This is a genomic window from Streptomyces sp. NPDC007095 (assembly GCF_040634475.1).
GTDB lineage: Bacteria > Actinomycetota > Actinomycetes > Streptomycetales > Streptomycetaceae > Streptomyces.
The window spans coordinates 12,452-38,160 of record NZ_JBEYFS010000025.1 but is presented as its reverse complement, the minus strand read 5'-3'; the positions used below and the strand labels follow the sequence as shown (position 1 = coordinate 38,160).

The 25,709-nt window shown below is 70.1% G+C and carries 15 protein-coding genes and 1 pseudogene; 4 read left to right on the top strand and 12 right to left on the bottom strand.

Going from position 1 to position 25,709, the window contains the following annotated elements:
• Positions 1–87: 87 nt before the first annotated feature.
• Positions 88–1,632 (top strand): rifampin monooxygenase, encoded by a 1,545-nt coding sequence (gene rox, locus ABZ656_RS11570; protein ID WP_360266827.1) that lies wholly within the window; start codon positions 88–90, stop codon positions 1,630–1,632.
• A gap of 138 nt (positions 1,633–1,770) precedes the next feature.
• On the opposite strand, the pseudogene ABZ656_RS11565 reads toward rox, so the two are convergent.
• From ABZ656_RS11565 to ABZ656_RS11545, 5 genes and pseudogenes are all read right to left on the bottom strand, one after another.
• A pseudogene (locus ABZ656_RS11565) lies at positions 1,771–2,325 on the bottom strand (RNA-guided endonuclease TnpB family protein); the annotation flags it as partial.
• 194 nt (positions 2,326–2,519) lie between these two features.
• Positions 2,520–5,768 carry a family 78 glycoside hydrolase catalytic domain gene (locus ABZ656_RS11560; protein WP_360266824.1) on the bottom strand — a complete coding sequence of 1,083 codons (3,249 nt, stop codon included), beginning with the start codon at positions 5,766–5,768 and terminating at the stop codon, positions 2,520–2,522.
• Positions 5,769–5,815: 47 nt separating this feature from the next.
• A complete protein-coding gene (locus tag ABZ656_RS11555) occupies positions 5,816–9,199 on the bottom strand; it encodes a glycosylhydrolase-like jelly roll fold domain-containing protein (protein ID WP_360266821.1) in 3,384 nt (1,127 codons plus the stop codon).
• A 94-nt stretch (positions 9,200–9,293) separates the two neighbouring features.
• A complete protein-coding gene (locus ABZ656_RS11550) occupies positions 9,294–11,816 on the bottom strand; it encodes a beta-L-arabinofuranosidase domain-containing protein (RefSeq protein ID WP_360266891.1) in 2,523 nt (840 codons plus the stop codon).
• A gap of 456 nt (positions 11,817–12,272) precedes the next feature.
• Complete coding sequence (locus tag ABZ656_RS11545) at positions 12,273–13,076, bottom strand: HEAT repeat domain-containing protein (RefSeq protein WP_360266818.1); 804 nt, start codon at positions 13,074–13,076, stop codon at positions 12,273–12,275.
• Between the two features lie 669 nt (positions 13,077–13,745).
• Between ABZ656_RS11545 and ABZ656_RS11540 the strand changes: the two genes are divergently transcribed.
• Positions 13,746–14,414 (top strand): LAETG motif-containing sortase-dependent surface protein, encoded by a 669-nt coding sequence (locus tag ABZ656_RS11540; RefSeq protein WP_129592220.1) that lies wholly within the window; start codon positions 13,746–13,748, stop codon positions 14,412–14,414.
• 341 nt (positions 14,415–14,755) lie between these two features.
• Complete coding sequence (locus tag ABZ656_RS11535; protein WP_360266815.1) at positions 14,756–15,622, top strand: GNAT family N-acetyltransferase; 867 nt, start codon at positions 14,756–14,758, stop codon at positions 15,620–15,622.
• Between the two features lie 226 nt (positions 15,623–15,848).
• On the opposite strand, the gene ABZ656_RS11530 is transcribed toward ABZ656_RS11535, so the two are convergent.
• Both ABZ656_RS11530 and ABZ656_RS11525 read right to left on the bottom strand, forming a co-directional pair.
• Entirely contained in the window at positions 15,849–16,637 is a 789-nt protein-coding gene (locus ABZ656_RS11530) for a response regulator transcription factor (RefSeq protein WP_360266812.1), read from the bottom strand.
• On the bottom strand, positions 16,634–17,155 hold the full coding sequence (locus ABZ656_RS11525; RefSeq protein WP_360266809.1) for an ATP-binding protein: 522 nt from the start codon (positions 17,153–17,155) through the stop codon (positions 16,634–16,636). Before ABZ656_RS11525 ends, ABZ656_RS11530 begins: the two co-directional genes overlap by 4 nt.
• Positions 17,156–17,628: 473 nt before the next feature.
• Here ABZ656_RS11525 and ABZ656_RS11520 point away from each other — a divergent pair, with 473 nt between their 5' ends.
• Positions 17,629–18,960, top strand: coding sequence for a hypothetical protein (locus ABZ656_RS11520; protein WP_360266806.1), 1,332 nt, complete (start codon positions 17,629–17,631; stop codon positions 18,958–18,960).
• 30 nt (positions 18,961–18,990) lie between these two features.
• On the opposite strand, the gene ABZ656_RS11515 is transcribed toward ABZ656_RS11520, so the two are convergent.
• Genes ABZ656_RS11515 through ABZ656_RS11495 form a run of 5 tightly spaced genes read right to left on the bottom strand, consistent with a single transcriptional unit; the run spans position 18,991 to position 25,485 of the window.
• Complete coding sequence (locus ABZ656_RS11515) at positions 18,991–19,455, bottom strand: hypothetical protein (protein WP_360266803.1); 465 nt, start codon at positions 19,453–19,455, stop codon at positions 18,991–18,993.
• Position 19,456: 1 nt separating this feature from the next.
• Positions 19,457–21,637 carry a hypothetical protein gene (locus ABZ656_RS11510; protein ID WP_360266800.1) on the bottom strand — a complete coding sequence of 727 codons (2,181 nt, stop codon included), beginning with the start codon at positions 21,635–21,637 and terminating at the stop codon, positions 19,457–19,459.
• Positions 21,634–23,334 carry a hypothetical protein gene (locus ABZ656_RS11505; protein ID WP_101403198.1) on the bottom strand — a complete coding sequence of 567 codons (1,701 nt, stop codon included), beginning with the start codon at positions 23,332–23,334 and terminating at the stop codon, positions 21,634–21,636. Before ABZ656_RS11505 ends, ABZ656_RS11510 begins: the two co-directional genes overlap by 4 nt.
• Positions 23,334–24,848, bottom strand: coding sequence for a site-specific integrase (locus ABZ656_RS11500; RefSeq protein WP_360266797.1), 1,515 nt, complete (start codon positions 24,846–24,848; stop codon positions 23,334–23,336). The genes ABZ656_RS11505 and ABZ656_RS11500 overlap by 1 nt, the downstream gene beginning before the upstream one ends.
• The gene (locus ABZ656_RS11495; RefSeq protein ID WP_360266794.1) at positions 24,793–25,485 is read right to left on the bottom strand and encodes a hypothetical protein; all 693 of its coding nucleotides are present in this window, start codon (positions 25,483–25,485) and stop codon (positions 24,793–24,795) included. Before ABZ656_RS11495 ends, ABZ656_RS11500 begins: the two co-directional genes overlap by 56 nt.
• Positions 25,486–25,709: the final 224 nt, after the last annotated feature.

Sequence of the window (25,709 nt, the reverse complement as noted above, 5' to 3'; positions counted from 1 at the left end):
GCTCCCCCTTTCCGCCACGGTCGGGCGATTGACGTAGGTGTCGCCGGGAGCGCCTCGACAACAAGGCACTCCCGAAAGGCAACACCTATGGACTCTCCGAAGTTCACCGCCGAGCCGTCGTCCAACGATCCGGTCGAGCGCGACTTCACCGTGGGCGACGTCCCCGGACTCCGGTCGCCGGCCTCCGGCGCTGATCGCGCGCCGCTCATGTTCGACGTGATCATTGCCGGGTGCGGGCCGACTGGCGCGATGCTGGCCGCCGAACTGCGGCTGCACGATGTGCGGGTACTCGTTCTGGAGAAGGAGACCGAGCCCGTTTCGTTCGTGCGCATAGTCGGTCTGCATATTCGCAGTATCGAGCTGATGGCGATGCGCGGACTGCTGGATCGCATTCTCGAGCACGGAAGACAGCGTCCGGCCGGCGGATTCTTCGCCGCCATCACCAAACCCGCGCCCAAGGGCCTGGATTCCGCGCACGCCTATCTGCTGGGCATTCCGCAGCCGGCCGTCGTTCGCCTACTCGAAGAGCATGCGATCCAATTGGGTGCTCAGGTCCGGCGCGGTTGTGCGGTGGCCGATTTCGAGCAGGACGACGAGGGTGTGACCGTCGAGCTGGCCGACGGCGAACAGCTGCGTTCGCGCTATCTCGTCGGCTGTGACGGCGGGCGCAGTACGGTGCGCAAACTGCTCGGTGTCGGCTTCCCCGGCGAGCCCTCGCGGACCGAGACGCTGATGGGCGAGATGGAAGTGGGTGTGCCGCAGGAGGAGATCGCCGCCAAGGTGACCGAAATCCACGAGAGCAACAAGATTTTCAGTCTCAGGCCCTTCGGAGAAGGGGTCTATCGCGTCGTAGTCCCCGTCGCGGGAGTCAGCGATCGCGCGGAACCACCCACCCTCGAGGATTTCAAACAACAGCTGCGCACCATCGCCGGAACCGATTTCGGCGTGCACTCCCCGCGCTGGTTGTCCCGCTTCGGGGATGCCACCCGGCTAGCCGAACGCTATCGGGTCGGGCGGGTGCTGCTGGCCGGCGATGCGGCACACATCCATCCACCCACCGGCGGACAGGGCCTCAACCTGGGCGTTCAGGACGCATTCAACCTCGGCTGGAAACTGGCCGCACAGATCCGCGGCTGGGCGCCGGAAACACTCCTCGACACCTACCAGGCCGAACGTCATCCGGTCGCCGAGGACGTGCTGGACAACACCCGCGCCCAGATGGAACTGCTGTCCACCGAGCCGGGCCCGCAGGCCGTGCGCAGGCTGCTCACCGAACTGATGGACTTCGACGAGGTGAACCGCTATCTGATCGAGAAGATCACCGCGATCGGTATCCGCTACGACTTCGGCGCAGGCCCCGACCTGCTCGGCCGCCGCCTGCGCGACATCGACGTGAAACAGGGCCACCTCTACGGTCTGCTGCATCGCGGCCGCGGCCTGCTGCTGGACCGCACCGAACGCCTGACCGTCGGCGGCTGGTCAGACCGGGTCGATTACCTCGCGGATCCCACTGCGGTACTGGATGTTCCGTGCGTCCTGCTACGCCCGGACGGCCACGTCGCCTGGATCGGCGACGATCAGCAGGACCTGGACGACCACCTCTCCCGCTGGTTCGGCAAGCCCGCCAACTGATTTCGCCTGAGCAACCGAAGAGGCCAGTGAGGAGGATCGAACGGCCATTGGCTTGCTCTCCCTGATGAAGCAGGGAGATTCTGGTCTTCCGCACCGGGTGCTGTGCCGCTGCGCGGCACGAACCCCGGTGCGGATTCCGTGGCTTCCTGCTTCTTCGCGCTGCGCCGGAACGAGTTCCGGTCTTACCTGCGCTCGACAGGCTGTCACCGCCAGTCCGGCGGCCTGTTCGACGTTCATGGCGGCGTTGTGGTCCCGGTCGTGGATCGTGCCGCAGTGCGTGCACGTCCAGGTACGCACGTGCAGGGGTTTGGGCCCGTCCTTGACTCCACAGACCGAGCACACCTGACTGGTGGGCTCGAACCGGCCGGCCTTCACAAAGACGCGAGCGTACCGCTGCGCCTTGTACTCCAGCATCGCGAGGAACCGCGCCCAGCCGGCGTCGTGCACGGATTTGCCGAGCCGGGTGCGGGCAAGGCTCATCACCGCCGGGTCCGCCACCGCGACCGCTCGGTTTTCACGGATCAACCGGGTGGAGAGCTGGTGGTGGAACTCGCGTCGGACATCGGCGACCTGCGCATGCGCGCGAGCCACCTTCAGACAAGCCTTCTCCCGGTACTTCGACCCCTTCTGCTCGCGGCACAGCGCCCGCTGCGCCTTCTTCAGCTTCTTCTCCGCCCGGCGCAGAAACCGCGGGCGGTCGCTGCCGCCTTCCGGGGCCCGAGCGGATCGTGGCCCACGCCAGGGCGAGCACGTCGGGATCGCACCGCCGGCCCGGCCCGCAACCTCGTGAAATCGCTCCCTCGGTCCTGGAACAGCCGGGCCGGGCAGCACACCGTGGTGCGTGGTGTGCTGCCCGGCCCGGCGTCCGAGGGCAGGCGCGGGTCGCGCTATGAGGTGACCGAGCGGAAGTTCCAACGGCCCGAGCCGACTTCGTACACCGTCTCGGTCCCGCCGTCGCGCACCAGCCGTGCTCCGGCCGGTGCCTCGGCGCGTCCGTCGAACAGGGGGACATGCACCTCCGCCGTGCTGCCCGCGGGCACGTCCACGGTGAGACGGAAAAGCCCGGTGTCACGTGTCCAGTCGGTCCGTGCGACGCCGTACGGCGTGCGGTAGGAGCCCGACGCCGAGGTCATGTCTCCCTCGACGGCCGGGTCGATGAGGAGTTTGGCGTAGCCGACGGACTCGGGCGTCTGCCCGATACCGGCGACCCGAGTGGTGAACCAGGAGTCGATGGCGCCGAGCATGAAGTGGTTCTGCGACTGCCCCGGGCCGCCGTCCCAGGACTCGCCCAGCGTGGTGTTGCCGGCGCGCACCTGATAGCCGTAGCTCGGGCTGGTCGTCCGGGTGGCGATCTCGTGGACGATGTCGTCGCGACCCGCGGTGGACAGGACGCGGAAGGCGGCCGGCAGGGAGATCTCGCCCAGCAGCAGGTGGTCACCGGCGTCCCTGACGGCGGTGGTGAAGTGGCTGAGCAGGCGGTCCTTCTCCCCCGCCGGGTACGCCCCCATGTCGAGGGCCAGGGCCTCGGCGCCCTGACCACCGCCACCGAAGGTGCCGGTGGCGGAGTCGTAGTACTTCGCGGCGAGTGCCGTCGCGCTGGCGTCGGCCTTCGCCCGGTACGAGTCGGCCGCCGCCCGGTCGCCCAGGACGTCGGCGATCCGGCCGAGGGCGTCGACAACCCGCCAGTAGCCGTAGGTTCCGGCGACCGCTCGCGGGAACGTGCGGTCCGGTGTGAACCAGTCACCAAGCCCGTAGTCGAGGATGCCGCCGGACACCTGCCGCTCGAGGAAGTCGGCGTACTGCCGCATGCGCGGGTAGTAGGTGCGCAGCGTGTCCGTGTCCCCGTAGGTCGTGTAGAGCTGCCAGGGGACGAGGACGAACGCGCCGCCCCAGTTGGCGTCGTTGCGGTAGGCGCCGGGCAGGCTGGTGTACTCAGGCACGGTGCTGGGGATCAGCCCGTCGTCCGTCTGCGCGTCCGCCATGTCACCGACGATCTTGCGGAGGTAGGACCGCATGTCGTAGTTGGCGGCGAGCGCGGGGAAGACGAGCTGGTCCTGCTCCAGCCATCCGAGTTTCTCCCGGCTGGGGCAGTCGGTGAGGACGCTCATCATGTTCCCCTGGATGGCGCGCCGGATGAGCGAGTGGATGCCGTTGACGAGCGGATCGGAGCTGCTGAATTCGCCGGCCGAGGTGTTGTCGGTGCGCAGCACCTTGCCGCGTACGGTGACCGTCGCGTCCTCGGGCAGGCCCTTGAGTTCCAGGTAGCGGAAGCCGTGGTAGCCGAAGCGTGGGTGCCAGGTCTCGCTGCGGGCGCCGCGGGTGGTGTAGCTGTCCCAGAGGGGGGCTCCCACGTTGCTGATGGACTGGAACGCGTGGCCGTCCTTCAGGCTTTCGGCCGGGTAGACACGGATTTCGGTTCCGGCCGCGGCGCTGACGGTGATCTCGGGCCAGCCGGCGATGTTGCGGCCCAGGTCGAAGACCCGGCTGTGCTCGGCGCCGTCGACCTCCTTGCCGGTGAGGGTCTCGACGACCTTGATGGGTTCGGTCTCGCGTGCGCTGAGCCGGGCCGGGTTCTGCGCGGTGCCGGGGCCCGGTACCGCGACCGCCCTCCCCCACCGGTGCCGGTCGCCGCTCGGCTCGTCCCAGTGGGGGATCTCCCGGCGTGCGTCGTAGTCCTCGCCGCCGTACCAGTTCGAGGAGGTGGTGGGTCCCAGCGTGGCACGCCAGTCGTCGCCGCTCGTGACGGTGCGGACGCTGCCGTCGGCCAGGGTCACCTCCAGCCGGGCGATCAGCTTGGGGTCGCTCAGGTTGCCGTACAGCTTGCGGTAGCGGTCGGCGGTGCTGACGACGTTGGACATGCCGTTGCCCAGGGCGACACCGATGGTGTTGGCGCCGGTCCGCAGGCGGTCCGTGACGTCGTAGGTGGCGTACTGGACGCGCTGCGCGTAGTTGGTGTTGGCGGGCTCCAGGACGGCGTCACCCACCGGTTCGCCGTTGAGGGTGGCGTCGTAGATGCCGAGGCCGGCGAGGTACAGCCGGGCGCTGCGCACCTTCGTGCGCAGGGTGAAGTCGTCGGTGAGCAGGGGCAGTCCGTCCGGCAGGTAGGGCTGGGGCGGCTGCTGGCCGTCGACCTGGGCGAGCGTGGTGAAGGGGCCGCTCGCGCTGTCGGCGCTCGACAGCGCGTAGTCCACGGGGAAGTTCGGGACGCGGCCGTCCGCGGTGAGGACGTCGGCGCGCGGGTAGAGCGCCACCTCGTCGAAGGTCTTCGCCGTCTTCAGGTCGAGGGTGAGGACCACCGGCGCGGCGGCGACGTCCGCACTGGTGTGCGCGGCGCTCGCATACCCGGCGGCGGTCTGCAGGGCGCTGTTGGGCAGGCCGTCGACGGCCAGGGCCGGTTCCCAGGTCTTGCGCAGGGTGTTGCTCTCCGAGGCCGTGACCGCGGCGCCCCGGCCGAGGCCGGTGGTGGAGGTGGCGGAGTCGCGGATGTCGATCTCGCCGAGCTGGACGCGCCAGGTGCGGGCGGGAAAGGCCTCCGCCAGGGGCAGACCGAGCTTGGTGACGTCCAGGCGTACGTAACGGGCGTTGGTGCGGGGGACCTTGACGACGACGGGCTCGACGGTGCGCTCGCTCAGTCGCCAGTCCGGATGCGTGATCCAGTCGGCGTCCCAGTCCGACTGACGGGTCAGGCCGGTCTCGAAGACGGCGGTGCCGCTCCATCCCGAGTCGCTCTGCCCGTGCGACGACCAGAGCTTGACCCGCCAGTACACGCGGGTGCGGGAACCGATTTCCTTGCCCGCGTACGTCGTCTCCGGCACCGTGGAGCGGACTTTGCCCGAGTCCCACAGGTCGGGGCGCCCGTGGCGCAGCAGGTCCGGTGAGGTGGCCGCCTGGACGCGGTAGGCGGACTGGAGGGTGTTCGCGGCGCGGGCGGTGGTCTGCCAGCTGAGGTCGGGCGTGGTGTCGTCGATGCCCAGCGCCCGGCTCAGGTGCTGGGTGCGCAGCCGGGTCGGGGTGATGGTGCCCGTGGTGGCGTCGGCGGTGACGGCGCCGGCCAGCACGGTGACGAAGGCGGTCAGTCCGGCGAGGAGTACGGGCACGGGCCGTCGCCGTCTGCTGCGGGGACGGGGTCTGAGCATGGGGACTCCCTGGGGTGCGTGCGGGTCGGGAAGGGTTCGGGGGCAGGTCAGACGCGCGTGAGGTCGGCGGTGACGTGCCGCCTAAATCGCAGGGTGACCGGTCCGAGCAGGCCGGACGGCAGGGGCTTGTTCCGTTCGTTGGAGAGGGTGTTGGCCACTCGGACGGAGAGGGAGTTGTGGCCGGGCTTCACCAGGCCGGTGAGGTCGACGACCCATGGCGCCCACAGCAGGGACGGGAGCTCGGTGCCGTTGACGGTGACGGCCGCGACGTCACGGACGTCGCCGAGGTCGAGCAGCACCCGCCGACCGTCGAGCAGGGCGCGCTCGACCTCGAGGTCGGTGGTGTAGGTGCCGCTGCCGGAGAAGAGACGGTCGTGGTCGGTCCAGCTGCCCAGGGGTCCGGTGATCGGTGTGGCGTCGGCGCGGTCCAGGGTGAGGGTCCAGTCGCCGGCCACGCCGACCGGCTCGAGCGGGTCGGCGGTGCGCACCGTGCCGCGGTAGGTGTGGGTGCCGTCGGTTCCGGTGAGCTGGTGGCTGCCGGGGGCCGAGGCCTCCACCGTCGCGCGCAGGGCGGGGCCGTGCCGCTCGACCGCGACGACGGGCAACGCCGAGGACGTCAGGTGCGGGACGGCTCGCGCGTCGTGGCGTACCACGACGATCAGCGTCTGGTACGGCTCCAAGCTCAGGGGCAGCTGAACGCCTCGCCGGGTGCCCCGGTGCAGCGGTGCGGTGCCCGTCCTGCCCGTCGCCGGGTCCCAGAGCTCGGGAACCCCGGTCGCGGGGAGCGTGGCGACGGTCTCGACGCGGGCGCCGCCTTCGTTGTTGATGAGGAAGGCGGTGTCCGTGCCCCGGTGGACGCGCAGCACGCGCACCGCGTCCTGCGGGGTCTCCAGCACGGCGGCGGCGACCCCGGCCTCGTGCGTCGCGGCGCGCAGTCCGGTGGTGTCGGCAATGCGTACCGCACGTCCTCGGCCCACGGACCGGCTGCCGGGTACGGGCTCGCCGAACAGGTCGGTCAGGGCGCGCGTGAGGGACCGGTCCCTGCCGTCCGCCTCGTCGGCGGCGAGGGAGCCGACGGCCACGACGGTTCCGCCCGCCCGTGCGAACTGCGCCAGCGTGTGCACGCAGGCCACGTCCAGGGTCGGTGTCACGGGCAGCACCACCAGGTCGTAGCGGGCCGCGCCGACGGCCAGGCGACCGTCATGGACCTCGGCGTGGCACAGCAGGTCCGGGTCACCACAGAGCGCGCCCTCGTGGACGAGGTCGAAGTCGACCTGGGCCCGCTCCAGCGCGTAGGCGGCGTCGGCGAGCGCGTCGTCGACCTCACCCTGCCGGTCGGTGCCGGTCCACTGCTCGGCCGCGTGCTGCGGCTGCAGGATCGCGGTACGGGCCCCGGGCGTACCGCGGCCGGCCTCCATCACCCGGCCGATCCATTCGGCGAGCGGTCGCATGGCCCACCACCAGGGGGCGCGCGGGCCGAAGGGCGGTGGGAAGTAGACGAGTGTCTCGTCGGTCCACAGCGCGTGCAGGACCGTCAGGTTGATGCCCCGCGTGGCCTGGGCGCCGACGGTCGCGTGGACGAAGCCGGGCGTGACCTGCCAGCCCATGTTGCCGAACATCTCCAGCAGGGCCCGCTCCCGGCCCGTCTGGTGGGCGACGGACGCCGGGTTGCGGGGGATCATGGTGGGTTCACCGGCCACGTACTCGGCAGTGATGATGTCCCCGCCGGGAACGTGAGCCCACTGGTTGACCTTGTGCAGGTCTCCGGTGGACGGGATGCGCTTGGCGGGGGCCGTCTCGTCGTAGAGGGGGTTGGTGATCAGGGCGACGTCGCGCTGCTCGTACCAGCGGGACTGCTTCTGGAAGTAGCGGGCGAAGCGGTTGGACACGGCCTGCCAGTAGCGGCCTCGGGCGATCCTGCCGTCGCGGCCCAGGTCGTCGAAGGCGGCGGCGTAGGCGATGCCGGGGGTGACGTCCACCGCTCGCAGCGCTTTGTCGAGGGTCGGCGACCACGGGAGGCGCCGGAAGTGGGCTTCGGCCGAGGCGAAGAACGGCTCGTCGTCCCAGAAGCCGGGCACCACCGTGCCGAAGTAGCGGCCGAAGCGGCGGTGGTACTCGCCCGGCACGATGTCGAGGAACAGATCCACGGGCTCGTCGTCGAGCAGGTCGACGTAACTGCGGCTGTAGCCCTGGGTGTCGTCGATGAGGGGGACTCCCCCGAACAGGTCGATCTGCCAACGGCCTGCCGGGACCTGCCAGGTGTGATCGCCGCTCAGCCGCCCGGTCAGGTCGACCGCGTCGGCGGCGTCGGAGGTGCCGGCCGGGCGGGCCGCGGCGGCGGCGGCCGTGACCTCGTCGCCGAGGCGTGCGCGCTCGGGGAAGTCCCCCACGTCGGCCGGGTCGTCGAAGGCCGCGGTGTGGAGTGTGGTGCCGTCGGCCGCTGCGACGGTGAGGCTGTCCCACAGGGAACGCTGGTCGGCCACGGCCCGTACGCCCGCACCGCCGGCCGCGTACCGGTCGTCGTCGACGCTGCCCTTGGCCTTGCCGTCCAAGGTGACGGACAGCGTGGTGCCACGGACGGTGACGGCCACGGTGTGGAACTTGGTCTTGTTGAAACCATCGGTCCGGGTGCTGCGCAGCAGTTCGACGGAGTCCGCGCCGCGTGCCAGCCGCAGGACGGTGACGACTCCGGTCTGGTCGAAGGTCACGGCGTAGCCGTCGAGGCCGTCGGGCGAGGCCCGGACGACGAGGCCGGCCGCGGTGTGGTCGGCCTTGGCGCTGCCGGTGACGGTGTAGTCCGTCCACCGTTCGCCGCCGCGCAGGACGGCGCCACCGTCGAGCACCGCCGCGTCGGCGACCAGGTGCCCGGCCTCCACGCCCACTCCGGTGGTGTGGCGCAGGTCGACGGTTGCGGGTCCCCGCACGACGGTGGTCGAGCGCCACAACGCCTTCAGCCGCAGGTCGGGTCGTGGTTGGTACGTACGCGAGCCGACGGTTCCGCCCTTGACGACGTACTCCCCCGCCCGGCCACTGGGGAAGTGGTCGTCGTTGAACAGCCACACGCGCATGCCGGTCTGTTCCGCGGTGTGCAGCACGTGGCCGACGATGCCGAACCACTCCTCGGTGAAGAACACCGGCTGCATCTGGGCGTTGTCGAACGGGAAGAGGACCACTTCGTACATGCCCTTGGACCGCAGATCCGCCATCTGGCGGTCCACCAGGTCCGCGGTGACGGGCCCGTTCCAGTACCAGTAGACGGTCGGTCTGCTGTCCTTGCGGGGGTCGGTGAAGTCCCGTGCGAGAAAGCCGGGTTCGCCGCTTGTGACGGACCCGGCGGCGCGGGCGGGATCGGGCAGTCCGACCGCGAGCACGGTGCCCGCGGCACCGGCCGCGGCCACGAAGCGGCGTCTGGACAGGTCATTGTGAGACATGGGTGAACTCCTGCGTGGACGGCGGGCGCCGGGAGGCGTGCCGAACGGAAGCGGGTTGCGGAAGAAGGGACGGGAGCGCGCGCTGCGGGCCGGGTCAGCCGACGGCCAGCCGCGCCACCTCGGACGCGCTCAGGGCCCGGTTGTGCAGACGGAAGTCGCGGACGGCGCCGTGCAGGTACGGGTGGGTGGCGTTCTGGGAGCGCCCCAGGTAGTTGCGGGTGCTCGCGCCGAGCAGGAGGGGGCTCGCCACCATGGCGGAGTTGCGGCCGGCCTCGACGCCGTCGACGTACAGGACGCCGGTGCCGCCGGCGAGGGTGAGGGCCACGTGGGTCCACCGGCCCACGGGCAGCGGGGCGCCCGCGTCGATGAAGTCCTCGGCCTGCATTCCGGCGATCTTCAGGGCGGCCCTGGCCCGCCCGGCGCCGGTGGTGGCCACCAGGAACAGATAGGTCTCCTTGTGGAATCCCAGGTCGAAGACGCGGGCGGAGGCGGCCAGCGTGTCGACGCGTACCCGCACGCCGAGGGTCAGCTCGTCCAGCCCGCTCGGCAGGCCGGCGGGGAGCGCGACGTGGCCGCCGTGTCCGTCCAGGGACACCGAGCGCACACCGTCACTGTCGTCCCAGGTCGCGCCGACGAGCGTCGCGTCGGCGAAGGCGCCGGTACGGTCGGCCGCCGAGGTGCCGTTCCCCTCGTCGAAGGGATAGCGGACGATGTCCCGTTCGCGCGCGGGACGCGGCCGCACGGCCCAGTAGACGTTGTACCGCTGGTGCTGCACTTCGTGGAACGGCCTCAGTGACACGCGCCGGTCGTCGGCGAGTGCGGTGAACGCCGTGGCGCTGCCGGGCGCGGGGCGCAGGGTGTCCGGACGGATCGAGGGGAGAGTGGCGAGCGCGGTGTCGCCGTATTCCCCCGCGAGGACCAGCGGGCCGTACGACAGCGACTTCACCTGGGGGTTGTCGGGCGCGGCCTGCCAGACGGGCTCGCGGGGCAGGACGAGCTCCACCGTGTCCCCGGAGCGCCAGCGCCGTTCCACCGTGGCATATGTTCCCGGCTCCGGCCGGACCGGGAGGTGCTGGCCGTTGACCTTCAGCACGGCCGGTCTGCCGGAGTCCGCCACCCAGCCGGGGACACGGATCCTCAGCGTGAAGCGTGCCTCTCCCTCGGTGACGGTGAGACGGGTGCGGTCGGCCGTGGGATAACCCGTCTCCTGACGGACCGTCACTCCCACCTCCCGCCAGTGCACTTCGGAGGGGATGAACAGGTTGACGTAGAGCGCAGGACCGCGTGTGTTACGGGTGCGGAAGTAGATGCTGTCGGCGAACTTGGTGTGCGTCTCCAGTCCCGAACCATGGTCGCAGGAGAAGTTGTCGTAGTCCCCGCTGTAACTGCCGGGCGCGGCACCGAGGCCACCCTTGGGCTGCCGCTCCGAGCCCGCCCACAACCCGGTGTAGTACGTCACGAACCCGTGCTCGGAGTCGGGATCCTGTTCGCCGAGCATCTGGTTGTAGAGCGTCCACTCGTAGTGGTCCATGCGGTCGGCGCGGGAGGGCTGATGGAGGAACAACTGCCGCCCGAGCTTGAGCATGTTGTAGCTGTTGCAGTTCTCGCAGGTCACCTCGGAAAGACGGCTGACGATCTCGCCCGGCGGCCCGAACAGTTCCTGGTTGGAGTTGCCCCCGATGGCGTACGAGTGGTCCTGTACGACCGTCGTCCAGAAATGGTCGGCGATGTCCAGGTAGCGGCGCTCTCCCGTGGCCTCGTAGCTTGGTACCGCTCCCACGACCTTGGCGATTTCGGTGTTGGCGTGGTGCCCCGCGAGTTCGTCCCGGCCGGCGGCCAGCGGTGCGTACAGCGACTCGTGGTCGAAGCGTCGGGCGGTCCGGAGGTGCGTCGCGTCGCCGGTCACCAGGTGGAGGCGGGCGAGCACGTCGTTCATGCCGCCGAATTCCACGTTCAGCACCGTCTGCATCCGCTCATAGGAGAGCGGTGAGGTGCGGGCGTCGACCCAGGCCGCCATGTCCAGAAGTACGGCCATCGCTTGCTCATTGCCGCTGAGTTCGTACTGGTCGAGCAGGCCCGCCATGATCTTGTGGAGAGTGTAGTACGGCGCCCACGGTTTGCCGCCGGCTTCGAGCTGGTCGAAGACGGACTCGGGAAAGGCCGACAGATAGCCGCGGTGATAGCCGGCGGCCGGTGCGGACTGCTGGCACTGGGCCAACACCGACACGATGGACCGGGCCTTGGCCACATAGGCTTCGTCGCCGGTATGGGCGTGTGCCTGGGCCAGCGCGCTGAGCAGATGCCCGGTGGTGTGGCCACGCAGCTGGATCCCTGGGGCCTCCCACCCTCCACAGGGTTCGGCCGAGGAGGGCAGTCCCACGTTCAGGCGGAAGGTGTGCAGCAGCCTGTCGGCATCGACGAAGAGCAGATACGCGCAGGTGCGCCGCATGTTGGCGAGGAACGGGCCCTCCAGCAGCCGGACATCGGCCGGCGGGAAGGCGGTGAGAGCGGGTCGCGGTCCCGCCGTGGCGGCGCCGGCCGGCTGAGGGGGCAGCGTGACGGCGGCGGCCACGACGGATGTGGCGAGGAGGATCTGGCGGCGGGACGGACGGGGCATGTCGCGTGGTGCGGACAAGGCGCCGTGCTCCTTCCGGGCAGGGGAGAGTGCCTCCGCGCACGGCTGCGATCGCAGGCGCGGCGGCGGAGGATTGCGGGCTCAACTGACGGCAAAGGTCTGGCACTTCACCGACTTGAATCGTTTTACGTCGTCCGCCGGAGACGGTAAGTGCGTACATCGCAGCCGTCAAGGGTTCACGCAAGGACGGCCGTTGCCGGAATAATTGCCCGCAAAAGCGCTTTTTCGCGGAGACTGCCTCACTACGTTCAGGCCATGGCCACACGGGTGGCGCCTACGGCCGACCCGGAGCCCGACCCGCCGAACAGCATCCCGAGGAAGAATTTTGAATCGTTCAAAGCAAGGGCGCGCCAGGGCCGGAGCAGCGAAAGCTGAACATCGAACAGCGGCGCCGTCCACGGACTCACTCGTCCAGTTGATCGATTCCAGGGGTAGTAGTCACTGCGAGTCACGGACCGCCTCCACTGCCTCCCGGACATCCGGGTGCGGGTCGTCGGCGAGGTTGTCCAGCAGCTCCGTGACCCCCGGGGTGGACCAACGGGCGACTGCCCACACCAGCTCCTCCCGTACCTCGGGGTCGGGGTGGATGCAGAGGCGGGTCAACTGGGCGAGCGGTCCCCGCCGGCGCATCCCGAACCAGTGCAGCGCCTCCCGCAGCACGGCCGGGTCACCGGGCTCACCAGCCACTGCAATCCTGGCGAGCAGCACCCTGGCCGGGGGCGGCGGGCCGTCCAGCGGATGCGGCAACCGCTCGCGCAGGCGCCGCGCCCCGTACCCGCCTCGTACGCGGCACCCGTAGCAGGTACAGGGGCGGGTCCCGTGCACGTCCGGCTGGTATCGCCAGCCCACCACCTGCGGCGCGGTACGGATCCGGTCTACCTCACGCGGCTGGATCGCCCGGGGTACGAACACCTCCCACCCTCGTGGGTCTTCCAGTGCCGAGATCCGCCGCACCGCCTCGGCCGCGGTCACCGTGGCCTGTGCGTCCCGTGCACGGTCCGTATAGGTTCCGGCCAGCACGTGTTGAGTGTCGTCCAGCCGTATGTGGACAGCCACAAGCCCTCCCCGGCTGCCGAAACGCGCCAGTTCGCGCAGCCACTGGTGGGTGAGGGTGTACGACGGCAGCACCGGGAAGCAGTACACCCCGCGCGCGTCTCCCTGCCCGTAACTGGTTGCGCGGATCCCGGACCGCCGGATGCGCGGCGCGTTGGCCGCTGATGTCAAGTGCACGAACATCGCCATGTCTTGGCATGCTAAGCGATCGATTTCATGGGATTCCTGTGCCCATGGAACGATGTCCTGGTCGCGGTCCAGAGTGCTGACGTCGGCACTCGAGTGTGGCGGCCGCGGCCATGACCGGGGCGTGCGCCGGCGAGATGACGAGGGCCTCCGCCTGCCGCAGCAGTTTCCCGGTCTGCCGTATCTGCCGGGCGACAGCCTCCCCGGCCGCCCGGGGCCACGGCGGCCGGTACCCCTGTTTGCCCGGCGTCATCGACAACGCCGCATCCCATGCCAGATCCTCGGGCCGTTCTGGTCCCTGCTGCGCTCCCGCTTGGTCCGGCCGGCCCTCCCCATCCCGAAGTACCCTCCCGCAAGAGCCAGTTGCCGATGCCGTACCCGACCTGATCAGGGGCGATACGACGCGATCCGGCCGAGACCCGAGGTCCTCCGCAACCCAGCAGGGGGCGCGGTCTCCACCGTGAGCTACGAGTTGTCCGGGGTTGTGAGCGGGGCCGCGTTGTCAGTGGGTGCACGGCTTGGGGCCGGTGCGTCGACAGTCCGCCGGGGTGACATGATGAGCCGCTCCGTGCGGCCCCCGGGCCCCTCGAAGCCTTCCGCGGGTGTGCGCCCGCGGCCAGCGGGGGTCCCGAGCAGGGCACCCCTCGTGGAACGTTCCCTGGGGAGGGACCCGTGATATCCAAGCGCGCCGTCACCGCTGCCGCCGTGGCCGCAACAACTGCCGTGCTCCTGGCCTCCGGTGACGCCTATGCCTGCAGCATCGGCGACTTCACCGCGAAGGCGACGTGCGACACCAGCACCGGCGAGGCCCGGGCCGCCATCACGGTCACGGACAAGGACCCGTCCGGCACACCCGCGGACATCACCGTGCGGATCCGGATGGCGGTCGGTACCGACGGCGAGACCGTCGGCACCGGACACATCGACCACCCCACGGCGGCAGGTGCGAGCACGACGATCCTGGTGCCGTGGCTCCAGGGCTACCAGTGGAACGTCTCGGTGACGGCGGGCAATCTCGTCGACGAGCGGCTGACGGACCTGCCGATCTCCCCGGACACCCCGTGCGTGCCGGCCCCTTCCCGCCCGTCCGGCACCCCGACGGCTGGGCCGGCTCCCTCGGCGTCGCCGACCACCACCGTGACGCCGACCTCTACGGCCGCCGCGCCGTTGTCCTCGACGTCCCCGCTCCCTTCGCCGTCCGCATCCTCGCCCGCTGCGGGGACCGGACTCGCCGAGACCGGGGGCGGCAGCGATACCGGGCTGATCGCCGGGTCGGCCGCTGCGGTGATCGCCGCCGGCGCAGGCGTGCTGTTCGTGATGCGTCGCCGCACGACGGCCTGACGGCACTGACCACGGACCCGCGCCGGGCCGAGGACAGGGGTCGTATGCGTCTGACGATACGTACGACCCCTGCCCGGCGGCCACCGGCTTGCACGGTTCCAGGCCGGTGTCCCAGGGCGGGAGCCCCTTCCGGGGCTCGGGCAGGCCGGGCCCACGGCCTCGCGGACCGTCCCCGACGACAGGTCCCCTTGGTCGCAAAGGCCGGAGGGGCGGTCGCACTCGCGGGCAGCGTCAGCGGCCTGTTCGGCAGCGGCAACGGTGATCGGCCCGTCGAGGGCCGGTCGGAACCGGGTGCGGAATATCGGTGCCGAAGGTCGGTGCGGTGGTGTGTGATCGGGGGTATGGCGATTGTGTTGGGCAAGCCTGGAGTCGACGGGCTGAGCAAGGCTGTGGGCGTGCTGCGGGAGTGGCAGCACGACGGGGCGCCGATGCAACTGCATCCGGGGGACCTGGGCTGGTTCTGGCGGTCAGGTGCGGAAGCGACCGCCGCGGCGGTACGGACGTGGAGCCGGGACGGACAGATTCTCGCCGTCGGGCTGCTGGACGGTCCCGGGCTGTTGCGGCTGACGATCGCGCCGGACGCTCAGCGGGGCGAGGAGCTGGCGCGGCAGCTGGTTGAAGACGTGACCGAGCCGGAGCGCGGCGTGCTGCCCGAGGGGAAGGTGAACATCGAGGCGCCGACGGGTGCACTGGTCCAAGATCTGCTGTTCGAGGACGGCTGGAGCGCCGACGAGCCGTGGACACCGCTGCGCCGCGACCTCGCGGAGCCGGTGAAGGACCCGGGCGTGCGGATCGAGGCGGTAGGGCCGGAGCAGGCGCACGTGTTCGCCGCCGTACACCGGGCAGCGTTCGACGGGTCGAGGTTCACGGACGAGCGCTGGCACGCGATGGCGGCCGGATTGCCGTTCGCCGACGCCCGGTGCCTGGTCGCGTACGACGACCAGGGCAACGCGGTGGCGGCGGTGACGGTGTGGTCGGCCGGCCCGGGTAGGCCCGGGTTGCTCGAACCGATGGGAGTGCACCGGGAACGTCGTCGTCACGGCTACGGCGTGGCGATCACCGTCGCCGCGGCGGCCGCACTCCAGGAACTGGGCTCGTCGAGCGCGATCGTCTGTACCCCGAGCTCCAATGCCGGCGCCGTCGCCACCTACAAGTCAGCCGGCTTCCGGCAACGCCCTGAGGTCCGGGACCAATACCGGGACGCCTAGTGCCTGTCTCCTCCATCACGAGCGGAGCCGGATGACGGTGCGGCAGCGGTGACGGTCCTGAGGAAGGCGTATCCGCGCTCCTATGGATGAAATCGGTGGGTGTTGGCGCGGGCGACGCAGCGTTTGGCGCGTCGGATGGCTTCGCGTCGTGTTTTGCCCTCGCTGACGCTTCGTTCCAGGTGGGCACGGGTGCGGGTGTCCCGGCGCAGGCGGGCTGTGTTGGCGGTCACGAGGAAGCCGACGGATCAACGGTCCTGCCCGCCACGGCTTGCTGAGAGCTGGGCGTTGTCGCCGTCCGGATGTTTCCGGTAAGACCGGCCTGGTGGGCGAGCAGTGCGGCCTGAACACGGTTCTCCAGTCCCAGGCGGGTGAGGATGCGGTTGACGCGGCTCTTCACGTTCCCCTCGCTGAGGCCTAGGGCTGTGGCGATCTGGGCGTTGGACATGCCTCGGGCGACCAGAACAAGGACCTGAAGTTCGCGTTCGGTCAGCGCGTTCAGCCCGTCCAGCGCCTCTTCAGGCCCGCTCTCGCGCGGTGCGGGGTCGAGGTGAACGGGGGCGTTGGGCAGCAGAGCGGCAGGCAACGCGGTGACGGTGTCGATGAGACGGCGCGTGACGCTCGGGGCGAGTACGGCCTCCCCGCCTGCGGCCGCGCGAATGGCCTGGGCGAGCTGGTCGGGAGGGCTGTTCTTCAGCAGGAAGCCGACGGCTCCGGCCCGCAGCGCCGCGTGCACGTACTCGTCCAGGTCGAATGTGGTGAGCACGAGGACACGCGGAGCCTCGCCCGGTCCGGGCCAGTTGGTGACGATGCGCCGCGTGGCTTCGACCCCGGTCATGCCGGGCATACGGATGTCCATCAGCACGACGTCCGGCTGGAGTTCGATCGCGTGAGCGACAGCCTGCTCCCCGTCGGCTGACTCGCCGACGACGGACAGGTCTTCACGGCGGTCGACGACCAGCCGGAGCGCGGTCCGGACCATCTCCTGATCGTCGGCAAGAAGCACTCGTACGGTCATACGCTCTCCTCCGCCGGTTGAGACGCCTTCGCGGACAGGACAGCGCACAGCCGCCAGCCGCCGTCCTCGTGCGGGCCGGCCCGCAGCACGCCGTCGAAGGCCGCCACACGTTCGCGCATGCCGACGAGCCCACGGCCGCTGCCGGGAACGGACCGGTGGCCCGGTGGTGCCGGGTCGTTCTCGACCTCGATCGTGAGGCGGGAGTCGTCACCGCGTACGGTGACCCGAACGCCGACAGGCCCGGCGTGCTTGATCACGTTCGTCAGTGCCTCCTGGATGATCCGGTAGGCCGAGATCAGCATGCCGGTGGACGGATCGGTCCGCGCCCGGAGGTCCGACATGTACGTCACGCGGCACCCCGCCGACGTCGCGGCGCCGATGAGCGGCTCAAGATGCTCCGAAGACAAGGACGGTTCGGGCGCGAGCCCTTGTTCTCGGAACGACAGCAGTCCGAGGAGGCGGCGCATCTCAATGAGCGCGGTGTCGGCTGTCCGCGCGATGAGACCGACGCTCTTCATGGCTTCCGCGGCTTCTGCAGCTTCCACAGAGGGTGGAACACCGCTCGCCATGCCCTCCTCTGCGGCTCGCGCCAGAACGGCGATCGCGCTCACATGGTGGGCGACCAGTGGGTTAACGCGGCGAAGGCGGTGTCCACCTTCCTATGTGTCTCGGTCAGGGACTGCTCCCGGATGCCGATTGCGTTCGCTGGCGCTCCCGGCTGTTTCGGTTGTCCAACGTCAGCACCTCGTCCCAGAGTGCATCCGTGGGGGTGACCGGTCATGACGTCGGGAGCTGTCTTCGCCATGGTGTTCGCGGTGCTGCTCGCCTCTCATGTCCGGGCGGCCCCTTGCTGACAGCGGGACAGGCAGGCAGCGGCCAAGTCCGTCTTATGGCCGGACCTGTTGTCAGTGGCCTGCGGCATGATGCGGGGCATGTGACGGCCCGTCCGACCGAGGTTTTTCGAGGCCGTCGGCTACAAGGGAGGGGTGCTGTGCGCAGGCCGGTCACAGGCGAGGTGCACGTTCACTACGGTCAGATCTACGTTGAGAGCGATCCGGACAATGCGATCCCGGACCTCTCCGAGGCGTTCGCAGGCCAGAGCGGGGGGCTGTGCGGGGCCGCAGTCCCGGGCGTGCTCTGGCTGATCACCGGGCTGCACACAGGCAACGTCGGCTTCGTCGTAGAGGTCCACGACGAAGATCCTCCGCTGGACCCGCTCTGGGAGGACGTGGTGGAGGTGTCCTTCCGCCCAGTGTCTGAACGCACCAGTTTGGTGCAGTGGGCGGGCGAGGCCGCGTGGGACCTGAATCTCGCCCGGACCGACTACCGGGTGCGGTACTGCGCCCGGCGGATGGACGAGGGACGGGAGCGGGACACCAGAGCGTCCGGGGAGCCACAGGCGGACAGCTACCTTCTGCAGTTCTGGCCCGCGCCGCCTCGTGCGGACCGCGTGGTCCGCCAGACCTCGCAGAACGCCGCCTACTGGCACCGCTACGCGCGCGAACTTCCACCGCCTCCCACACCAGAGCAGCGCGCCGAGACCGAACGCCTGGCACACCAGGCGGAGGAGCGGGCCGCCGAGGAGCGGCGACTGCACCGCGAGCAGTGGGAGTGGGGCGGACGACTGCCGAGCGAGGGGCTGCGCGGCGTCGGCGGTAATGTCCGCGGTCTGCTCCGCTTCGACAGCGACCTGGTGCACGCCCTCGACGCCGCGGGTCCGGAGGTCCAGCGTGCGGTAGCGTCGCTGGCTGCCCGGCGGGCCTGCGCGGCAGCGGGCCTGACCGACGTTCCGTGGGTCACCCGGGCGCTCACCGCGTTGACGCAGAAACGTCCGCTGCCGCCGCCGTTCGACGACACGGCCCGGCTGTGGGAGAACCTGCGGTCCGACCCGCAGGTCCCGAGGCGGTCGGTGCTCGAGGCGATACCTCCCGGGCGACCGCCATATCGCCCACCCACGCCCCCGGCGGCGGCCGAGTCGACGTGGGTCCCGGCCACGGAGTCGGAAAACGGGTCAAGGCTGCCGGGCCTCGGCCAGGCACTGGGCGCGCTCGTACCGACTGGGCCCGCCAGTCATGGCACGACACCGACAGCAGACGTGGGGCAAGGTGCTGCCGTGATAGTGCACACCTCCGGCACTCCGCGCGGACCCGAGCGAATCTCACAGCCGCACTTCGCCCTTCCTGCCGTACTGGCCGCTGCCGAGCCCGACCCGCTGAAGGCGGCACTGGACGCGGTGTGGCACGCGGTAAATACGTACGGCGAGCGCTACCCAGAGTTGCTGGAGGAAATCCGGTCGGCGTGCGTCGGGCAGCTGGGAGAGTAGGCCGGTCCTGCTGATCAACCTGGTGCGACATCAGCGGCGCGGCATGGGGACGACGCCGACGGCGTTGTCCCCATGATCTTGATCGAGGACCGAAGCGAACGTACTCAGCTCGCGGTGGAGCCGCTGGACCTCGTCGTCCTTGGCTGCCAGGACGGATAGCAGCAGCTGGTGACGTTCCTTGAGCTGCGTGAGTTCGGTGTGAGTGCGGGTGAGTTTGCCGGTGAGTCGCTGGTTGAGATCCCGCAGCCGTGCGATGCGGGCCTCACGCGGGTCGGGCTGTTGACCGGCTGCCCAGGCGGCTGCTCGCCGCTTCTCGAACTCGTCCTTGAGGTGGCCCCAGGTCCGATAGAGGGATGCGCGGGAGATGCCCGCTTCACGGACGAGCGTCTTGACGTCGCAGGCGCCGCCGGGCGGAATCTGCCCGGCCAGCAGCCGGTCGATGGCCGCGCGGATGCGCCGCTCGATCTGGTCGCGTTGCTGGTGGCTCAGTGCCATGTCATCGGGCCTTTCCGGCTGCCGTGTCGATCTCTTCGAGAACCCGCATTGACCGCTCGTGCTCGGCCCTCAGCCGGGCCTTCTCCGCGGGTGGGATCCGAGGGCTGGCCAGCAGGACGACGCCGTTGTCAGCTGTGGTCTGCCAGACGGAACGGTGAATGATGTGGTGGGTGGCCTGCGGGCAGCGGGAGCTGTCACACAGCCCGGTCAGCGGAGCTGCGGCGGACCTGGTGCCGGCGAGCTTGAGACACAGCGCCTTCGCTGGGTCCTCGAACCAGCAGTAGTTCGCCGCGGAGAGGTGCAGGACCGACGCCTTCTTCTTCAGAAGAAGCTCGATCTGCCGGTCGGTGACCACCTTCGCCGGGCCCGGCTCGTGGTCGGCCAGTTCCTTCTCGACGGCGCGGAAGGAAGCCAGCAGCGCGTCGGCTCCCGGGCCGGCGGGCATCTGTCCCTGTTCGAACTGCCGGTATGCCTCGACGGTCCGCTTGAGCTTCTCCTTCGCCTCCTCCTTCTTCCACTCGTGGTGGAAGACGGCCTGGGCGCCACCCGGCCGGCCGGCGTATCCCTCGCTGGTGGCCACCTGCAAGTGCTTGAAGTGAACCTTGGTGGCCAGCAGTCCCCCCGGGCGGGCGGCCATCTCGACAGACAGTGTCCGCCGCAGGCGGCGGGGGTGCACCGGCTCGTCGGGGATCGGCTCCAGGCCCATGCGGCGCCCGGCGGGCGAGGCGACCCACTGCCGCAGCCAGGTCATAGCCCCGTTGGACTCGAAGCCGTTGAACGCGCCGAACAACGGCTGTCCAGGCCCAGCGTCCGAAAGCTGCTCGGCCAGAGCGATAACACGTACGACTTCGTCAATGACGACCCACTCGTCGACCTCACCGCCCCATAGACGCCCCTTGACGACCCTGCTGACCAGGCGGTGCCGGGCCAGACCAGTGCCGTCGGCGTCGTCCGTGCGGCGGCAACCGACCGTCAACTCCATCAGTTCGCTGGACCGCATCCCCGTCAACGCAGCGGTGGCGACCGTGCAGGCGTGCCCGGCGATCCGGATCAAGGCATCAGAGGACCTGTTCGACAACGGCAACGACCAAGGGATCAACTCACCGGTGTCCGCGCGAGAGGCGTCGGCAGGGTCGCGACACCACACGTACTCGGTGCCGACCTCGGCGACCGCCTCCTCCAGCAGCGGCCGGGCCTGGGCGAAGAGAGACTTGTGAATGTCCCGGTGTCCCGTCGGCCGCAGCAAGTGCTGGAAGTTGGCCGTCAGCAACGGATCCTTCGGATCCCACCCCAGACGGAGTCGCTTGGTCACCTGGAAGTCCTCGATCCGCGGCAGCGGCTGCCCCGTCCGCAGATGTTCCTCGACGAGCGCGGCAAGCCGGTCGCCGTCCCGCAGATGCCTCGACCACTCGACGTTCCGCCAGGACTCGCGCTCGGCCCGCAGCTGCGCCCGCAAGTCCACGATGTGCGGTCCGAGCACGTCGACCAGGTGCAAACACGCCGTCAGCAACGGCCGCAGGACCTCGTCGCCCAAGGGCTCGGTCTTGATCACCACCTGCGGTCGGGACGGTGCCCCGGTCACGACGCGGGGCGATCGTGCGCCCCAGGGACGGAAACCGGGCCGGTGCCGGTCGGCCGACAGCAGCTCGCCGTAGTCGGTGATGTCCTGCATGGCGGAGACCACCGTCCGCAGCGAGCCGCCGGCCTTGTTCCGCAGGACAGCGCCAGTCTCCTTGTCCCGGACGACGCCGTACTCGCGCAGGAACGCCTCGCAGTGGTCCTGGGTGACCGCGGCGAGCGTGGGGATCCGGCGCTCGTGCAACCAGTTCAGCCAGAACGTGAGGTGGTAGACGCGGGCATAGATGGTGCGGGGGTGCCGCGGGAGCCGGCGGGCCCTGGGCAAGGCGAGGACACGCTCGTCCTGGGTGGCGATCCAGGCCAGGGCGAGTTCCTTGGCGACCACGCGCCAGGGCCGGTGGGTGATCCGGTCGAACAGCACGTTCTTCTCCGTCACCTTCATCTGCACCGGTGCATCGGCCCAGCCGACGAACGACCACACGTCGTCCTCAAAGCGCGGCCGCGGGCAGTCGCCCAGCCAGTTCAGGCGGGCAGTGGCGGCGATGTCGGCGCCGGCGAACACCGACCCGAGCGCAGGCTCGACAGAGACAGGAAGCAGGCTCACGACGTGATCTCCTCGGCTCGCAGCGGCAGCTCGGCGTCCTCGTCACCGACGTCGCGCTGTGCGGCGGCGAGGGCGGCCTTCTCGAACCGCGGCAGGATGTCCGCCGACAGACGGCGGGCGTAGGGGGCGAAGACGGCGGCGAACTGCTCGCGCGGCATCTGGCGGAACTGCCGCGCGAAGAAGGCCTTCAGCCGCAGCAGATTCGGCAGGTGACGCGGGGCGAACAGCGCCAGCGGGCAGAGCAGGCAGACCCAGGGCCGGGCCGGACACGGCTGCCCCTTCGGCCCATGCAGGCCGGCGAAGTGGTCGGCGCAGGCCCCGCTGAACACGTCCCGCTCACCGGACAGCAACTCGGCCAAGGCGCCCTCGGCCAGCCCGAGGCGGCATGCTTCCTCCGGCAGCCCGACAGCGCTGGCCGCCTCGTCGACGACCATCGGGGCACTCGCGCGCCGCAGCAGGTCGCCCTGCGCATCCCGGGCGATCTCCTCGACCACCGCCTTCTGCGCCGGGGTCGCGGCCGACAGGTAGTGATCACCCTCGACCTGCGGCGAGTGGTTCGGATCGACCGTCGCCCGCAGGGACCACTGCCGCTGACCCCGCTGCGCGATGAACGTCGTCCGCAGCCGCCGACGGTCGATGCGCAACAGATGGCCGTCATCCCCGCGCAGATCATGGGCCTTGACCCAGCCGCGCATCATGTACTCCTCGAAGGCCGCGGGGGCCAGTCGGCCCTGCCGCGTCACCAGCCACACGTGCTCGGCCAGCTCGGCCGGGGCATACCTGCGCAGCAGGGCGCTGTGCTGCAGCCACTGCTCCAGCAGCCGTGACGCCCGCGACGACAACACCACGCTCTCGTCCGCCGTGCGGCCCTTGGCGTAGGACAGCAGCGTCGCCTGCCGCCCGGTCCAGCGGATCCCGGACACCTGAAGGCCACTCAGCCCGTCCGGGACGATGCCGGTCCAGGCCGCCAGCAGCAGCATGTAGGGAATCGCGTCCTTGTGGGACGGGAACAGCGCCGCCCTGGCCCGCTCGATGCCCCGGTGCCGCCCGGTGAACGTCCTCGGCGTCAAGCTCAGGTGAGCGGCGACCTCCGTCCGCGTCACCGGGCCCATCCGCAGCATCAGCCAGGCTCCGTTCACCTCGCCCCAGCCGCCGACTGCCGGATCCTGCCCGCCCTCGGCGAGCGTGACCATCGCCCGCTGTGCCTCCCCCAGGCGGCGTACCTCCTGCCTGCAGAGGTCGATCAGCCGGTTCCACTCAGCCGGCGCGTAGGGCGGAAGCGGTCCGTTGACGGTGGGGCGCGTGTAGTTCTTGCCGAACACCATCTGCCGCACCGATTCGGGCAGCACCTGATGCCGGGTGTCCAAGGCTCGCAGGATCGTGCGGGTGCGGTATTCGATCAAGTAGTGCGAGCGCAGCCAGAACGCCCCGAGCACGGCTCGGGTCAGCTCCGTCGCCGAACCGGTGAAGCCGTCCTCGGCCAGTTCGCGGACCATCCGCCGCAGGGTGTAGGTGAAGCTCTTCACCGTGGTCAGCTTGGCGAGCGGTCCGTGGGGATGGATCGAGGCGGCAAGGCCCTCGGCCAGATCGGCCGCCAGCGCCGGGTTGGGCAGGTCACCGATGACGATGACCGTTGACGTCCCGCCGGGCAGGGACAGCTTCAGCGCGAGCGGATCGCGCAGGACTTCGGCCGGCATCAGAACTCCTCGGCGAACTCAGCGTCGGCCTCGGCGAGCGTGGCCGCATCGACGACAGCGCGAGTCCGTTCCCAGGCCGCGCGGTAGATCCGGTGGACATCCAGACGCTTGAGGTAAACCTCCGTGGTGACCACGCTGGAGTGTCCGAGCAGATCCCGCAGGATCAGCAGCGGATCGGCTTTCAGCAGGTAGAGCGCGAGCCCGGACGTATCTCCGGTCGCCGCCGCGAGCTGGGCGGCCTGCCGGTAGTGGCCCTCCACCAGCTTCTCCAGGGTGGCCATGGCGAAGGTGTGCCGGCACCGGTGCGGCGCGACGTCGGGGAACCGCGGCTCGAAGCGCTCACGGATCCGGCGGGCCGTGCGGCGAAACAGCGTGCCCCAATCCACAAACGGCCGCCCGTCGTAGCTCAGCGCCAGCAGCAGCGACCCGCCCTGCGGATCGACCAGCCGCAGCCGTTCCTCCGGCCGAAGCGCCGCCCAGCGTGTGCGCCGGCCGTTGACCCGGCCGCCGTAGAAGTCCGCCTCCTCCACCACCAGCGGCCTCCTCGGCCGCCACGGCCCTTGCGACATCTTCCTGTCCAGGTCGATGTAGGAGTGCACCGCCGCCAGCGAGGCGTAGTCGATCCACGTCGTGCGGAACTTCCGCCCCTTGGCCGCCAGCTCCGGGACCACCCACGGGATCGGCACCTCGGGCGGCTCAGCGGGCAGCGGCGGAACCTCATGAACCAGCAGGTGGCTGAACTCCCGGCTCCGCATCCCGGTGCCCAGCACCAGCCCGCCCATCGCCGCGTTCCGGCCCGGGAACCGGCCGCGGAACGTCGCGTCCTCCAGCCCATCTGGGCCCAGCCCGGCCAGGCCGTAGCGGAACAGACCGGCGAAGTCAGACTCCAAATACTGCACCTTCACGTGCGGCTTCGGCCGCCGCAGCCGGGCCCGGTTGCGGCGGGTCTCCACCAGCCGGCCCTGCACCATCCGCTTGCCCGTGGCCACCGTGAACGGCACCGCCGCGGCCAGGCCCTCGCTCTCGGCCCAGTCGTAGAACCGGCTCAACGCCGTGACCTGCAACTCCCACGACGAGAACTCCAACCGCTCATCCAACGGCCCCGACAACCGGCGGTCCGCGTACGTAGCGAGCGCGGTCACCAGCTCCTGCCGCGTACCGAACACCGCGACACGGTGCCGGCGCAGATGCGTAAGCCAGTCTCGGGCCGCCAGCGCGTACGCCCGCCACGAATTCGGCGACGGCGCCCCGCTCGACGGCAGCGTACGAAGCCAGGCGTTCACCGCCCGCGTCGCCCGCGGGCCGCCCTCGTCCTCGAACAGGAAGTCGTCGTCGAACAGCACCGGCATCCGCTCAGGGATCAACGGCTCGCCATCGAGTCCCCAGGACTGCCAGCCCTCGGCAGAGAAGAAGTGCACCAACACGCGGCGGGACGGTACGTCCGCGACACGACCCTCATCAACTGCTAATGCCACGTCCGAACAACGGGAGTTGAGGAATGTGAGACACGCCAAGAAAGCAGCGACAAACGTCGTGCAAGTCTCGTGCGATGCGGGCCCGTTCGGTGACCACCGCTTGCCGGGCGTTGCGCTCCTGCTCGGCCCTGAGACGCTGATTGAGGTCACGCAGGCGTACGGTGTCGGCATCGATCCTGCGCCTGCCGTACCCCAGGGTCCAGGCAAGGGTGAAGAAGAAGACGAACGTCGTGGCGCTGATCGGCTCCAGCGACCCGAGACGCGGGCTCTGCCAGTGCCCGGTGAGGACGTCGGCGGCGGTGGCCGACGCGAGGCACAGCAGCGTCCCCGGCAGGCTCGCCGAGGCCGTCGCGTAGCGGGCCACGCCATACACGCCGATCATGAGCAGGAACGGGCCGGGTATCCGGCCGTGGATCGGGCTGAGTATCTGGAAGACCACGTAGAGAACGGTCATCGCCGCCAGGACGGCGCATGGACGTGTCCGCCTCCACAGCAGCGGAGCCGTCTGCATGCCCCACAGGGCCACTCCCCAGCCGTCCGGCTCCGGTGTGCGATCCAGCACCGTGGCCACATCGAACAGCGTGATGCCACCGCCCAGAACCACATCCGTCAGACGCGGCCGGTCGGCTGCCCATCGCCGCACGGCTCGTGGCGCGGCATACATGAGAGTGCTCATTTCGGTTCGTCAGGTTAGAGGAAGACGGGGGCTCGGCGGATCGTTCGTCAGGGGTGCATCGAAAGTTGCGCGGCCGCCCGGGAGATCGCCATAGGGGCCGAGGCGCTGGCGCGTGCGCCCTCCTAGCGTCTGTTCCATGACGAACTTCCCGGTGTCAATCCCCCCTGTCGGGCGGACCAGTCCGACGGCAGGGCCTCAGCGCGGCGCGACGAACGTGAGCAACG

What these genes read in the sequence shown, in the direction of transcription:
- rox (WP_360266827.1), top strand. Translation starts at nt 88, where the DNA reads ATGGACTCTCCGAAGTTCACCGCCGAGCCGTCGTCCAACGATCCGGTC.
- ABZ656_RS11560 (WP_360266824.1), bottom strand. Translation starts at nt 5,768, where the DNA reads ATGCTCAGACCCCGTCCCCGCAGCAGACGGCGACGGCCCGTGCCCGTA.
- ABZ656_RS11555 (WP_360266821.1), bottom strand. Translation starts at nt 9,199, where the DNA reads ATGTCTCACAATGACCTGTCCAGACGCCGCTTCGTGGCCGCGGCCGGT.
- ABZ656_RS11550 (WP_360266891.1), bottom strand. Translation starts at nt 11,816, where the DNA reads ATGCCCCGTCCGTCCCGCCGCCAGATCCTCCTCGCCACATCCGTCGTG.
- ABZ656_RS11545 (WP_360266818.1), bottom strand. Translation starts at nt 13,076, where the DNA reads ATGGCGATGTTCGTGCACTTGACATCAGCGGCCAACGCGCCGCGCATC.
- ABZ656_RS11535 (WP_360266815.1), top strand. Translation starts at nt 14,756, where the DNA reads ATGGCGATTGTGTTGGGCAAGCCTGGAGTCGACGGGCTGAGCAAGGCT.
- ABZ656_RS11530 (WP_360266812.1), bottom strand. Translation starts at nt 16,637, where the DNA reads ATGACCGTACGAGTGCTTCTTGCCGACGATCAGGAGATGGTCCGGACC.
- ABZ656_RS11525 (WP_360266809.1), bottom strand. Translation starts at nt 17,155, where the DNA reads ATGAAGAGCGTCGGTCTCATCGCGCGGACAGCCGACACCGCGCTCATT.
- ABZ656_RS11515 (WP_360266803.1), bottom strand. Translation starts at nt 19,455, where the DNA reads ATGGCACTGAGCCACCAGCAACGCGACCAGATCGAGCGGCGCATCCGC.
- ABZ656_RS11505 (WP_101403198.1), bottom strand. Translation starts at nt 23,334, where the DNA reads ATGCCGGCCGAAGTCCTGCGCGATCCGCTCGCGCTGAAGCTGTCCCTG.
- ABZ656_RS11495 (WP_360266794.1), bottom strand. Translation starts at nt 25,485, where the DNA reads ATGAGCACTCTCATGTATGCCGCGCCACGAGCCGTGCGGCGATGGGCA.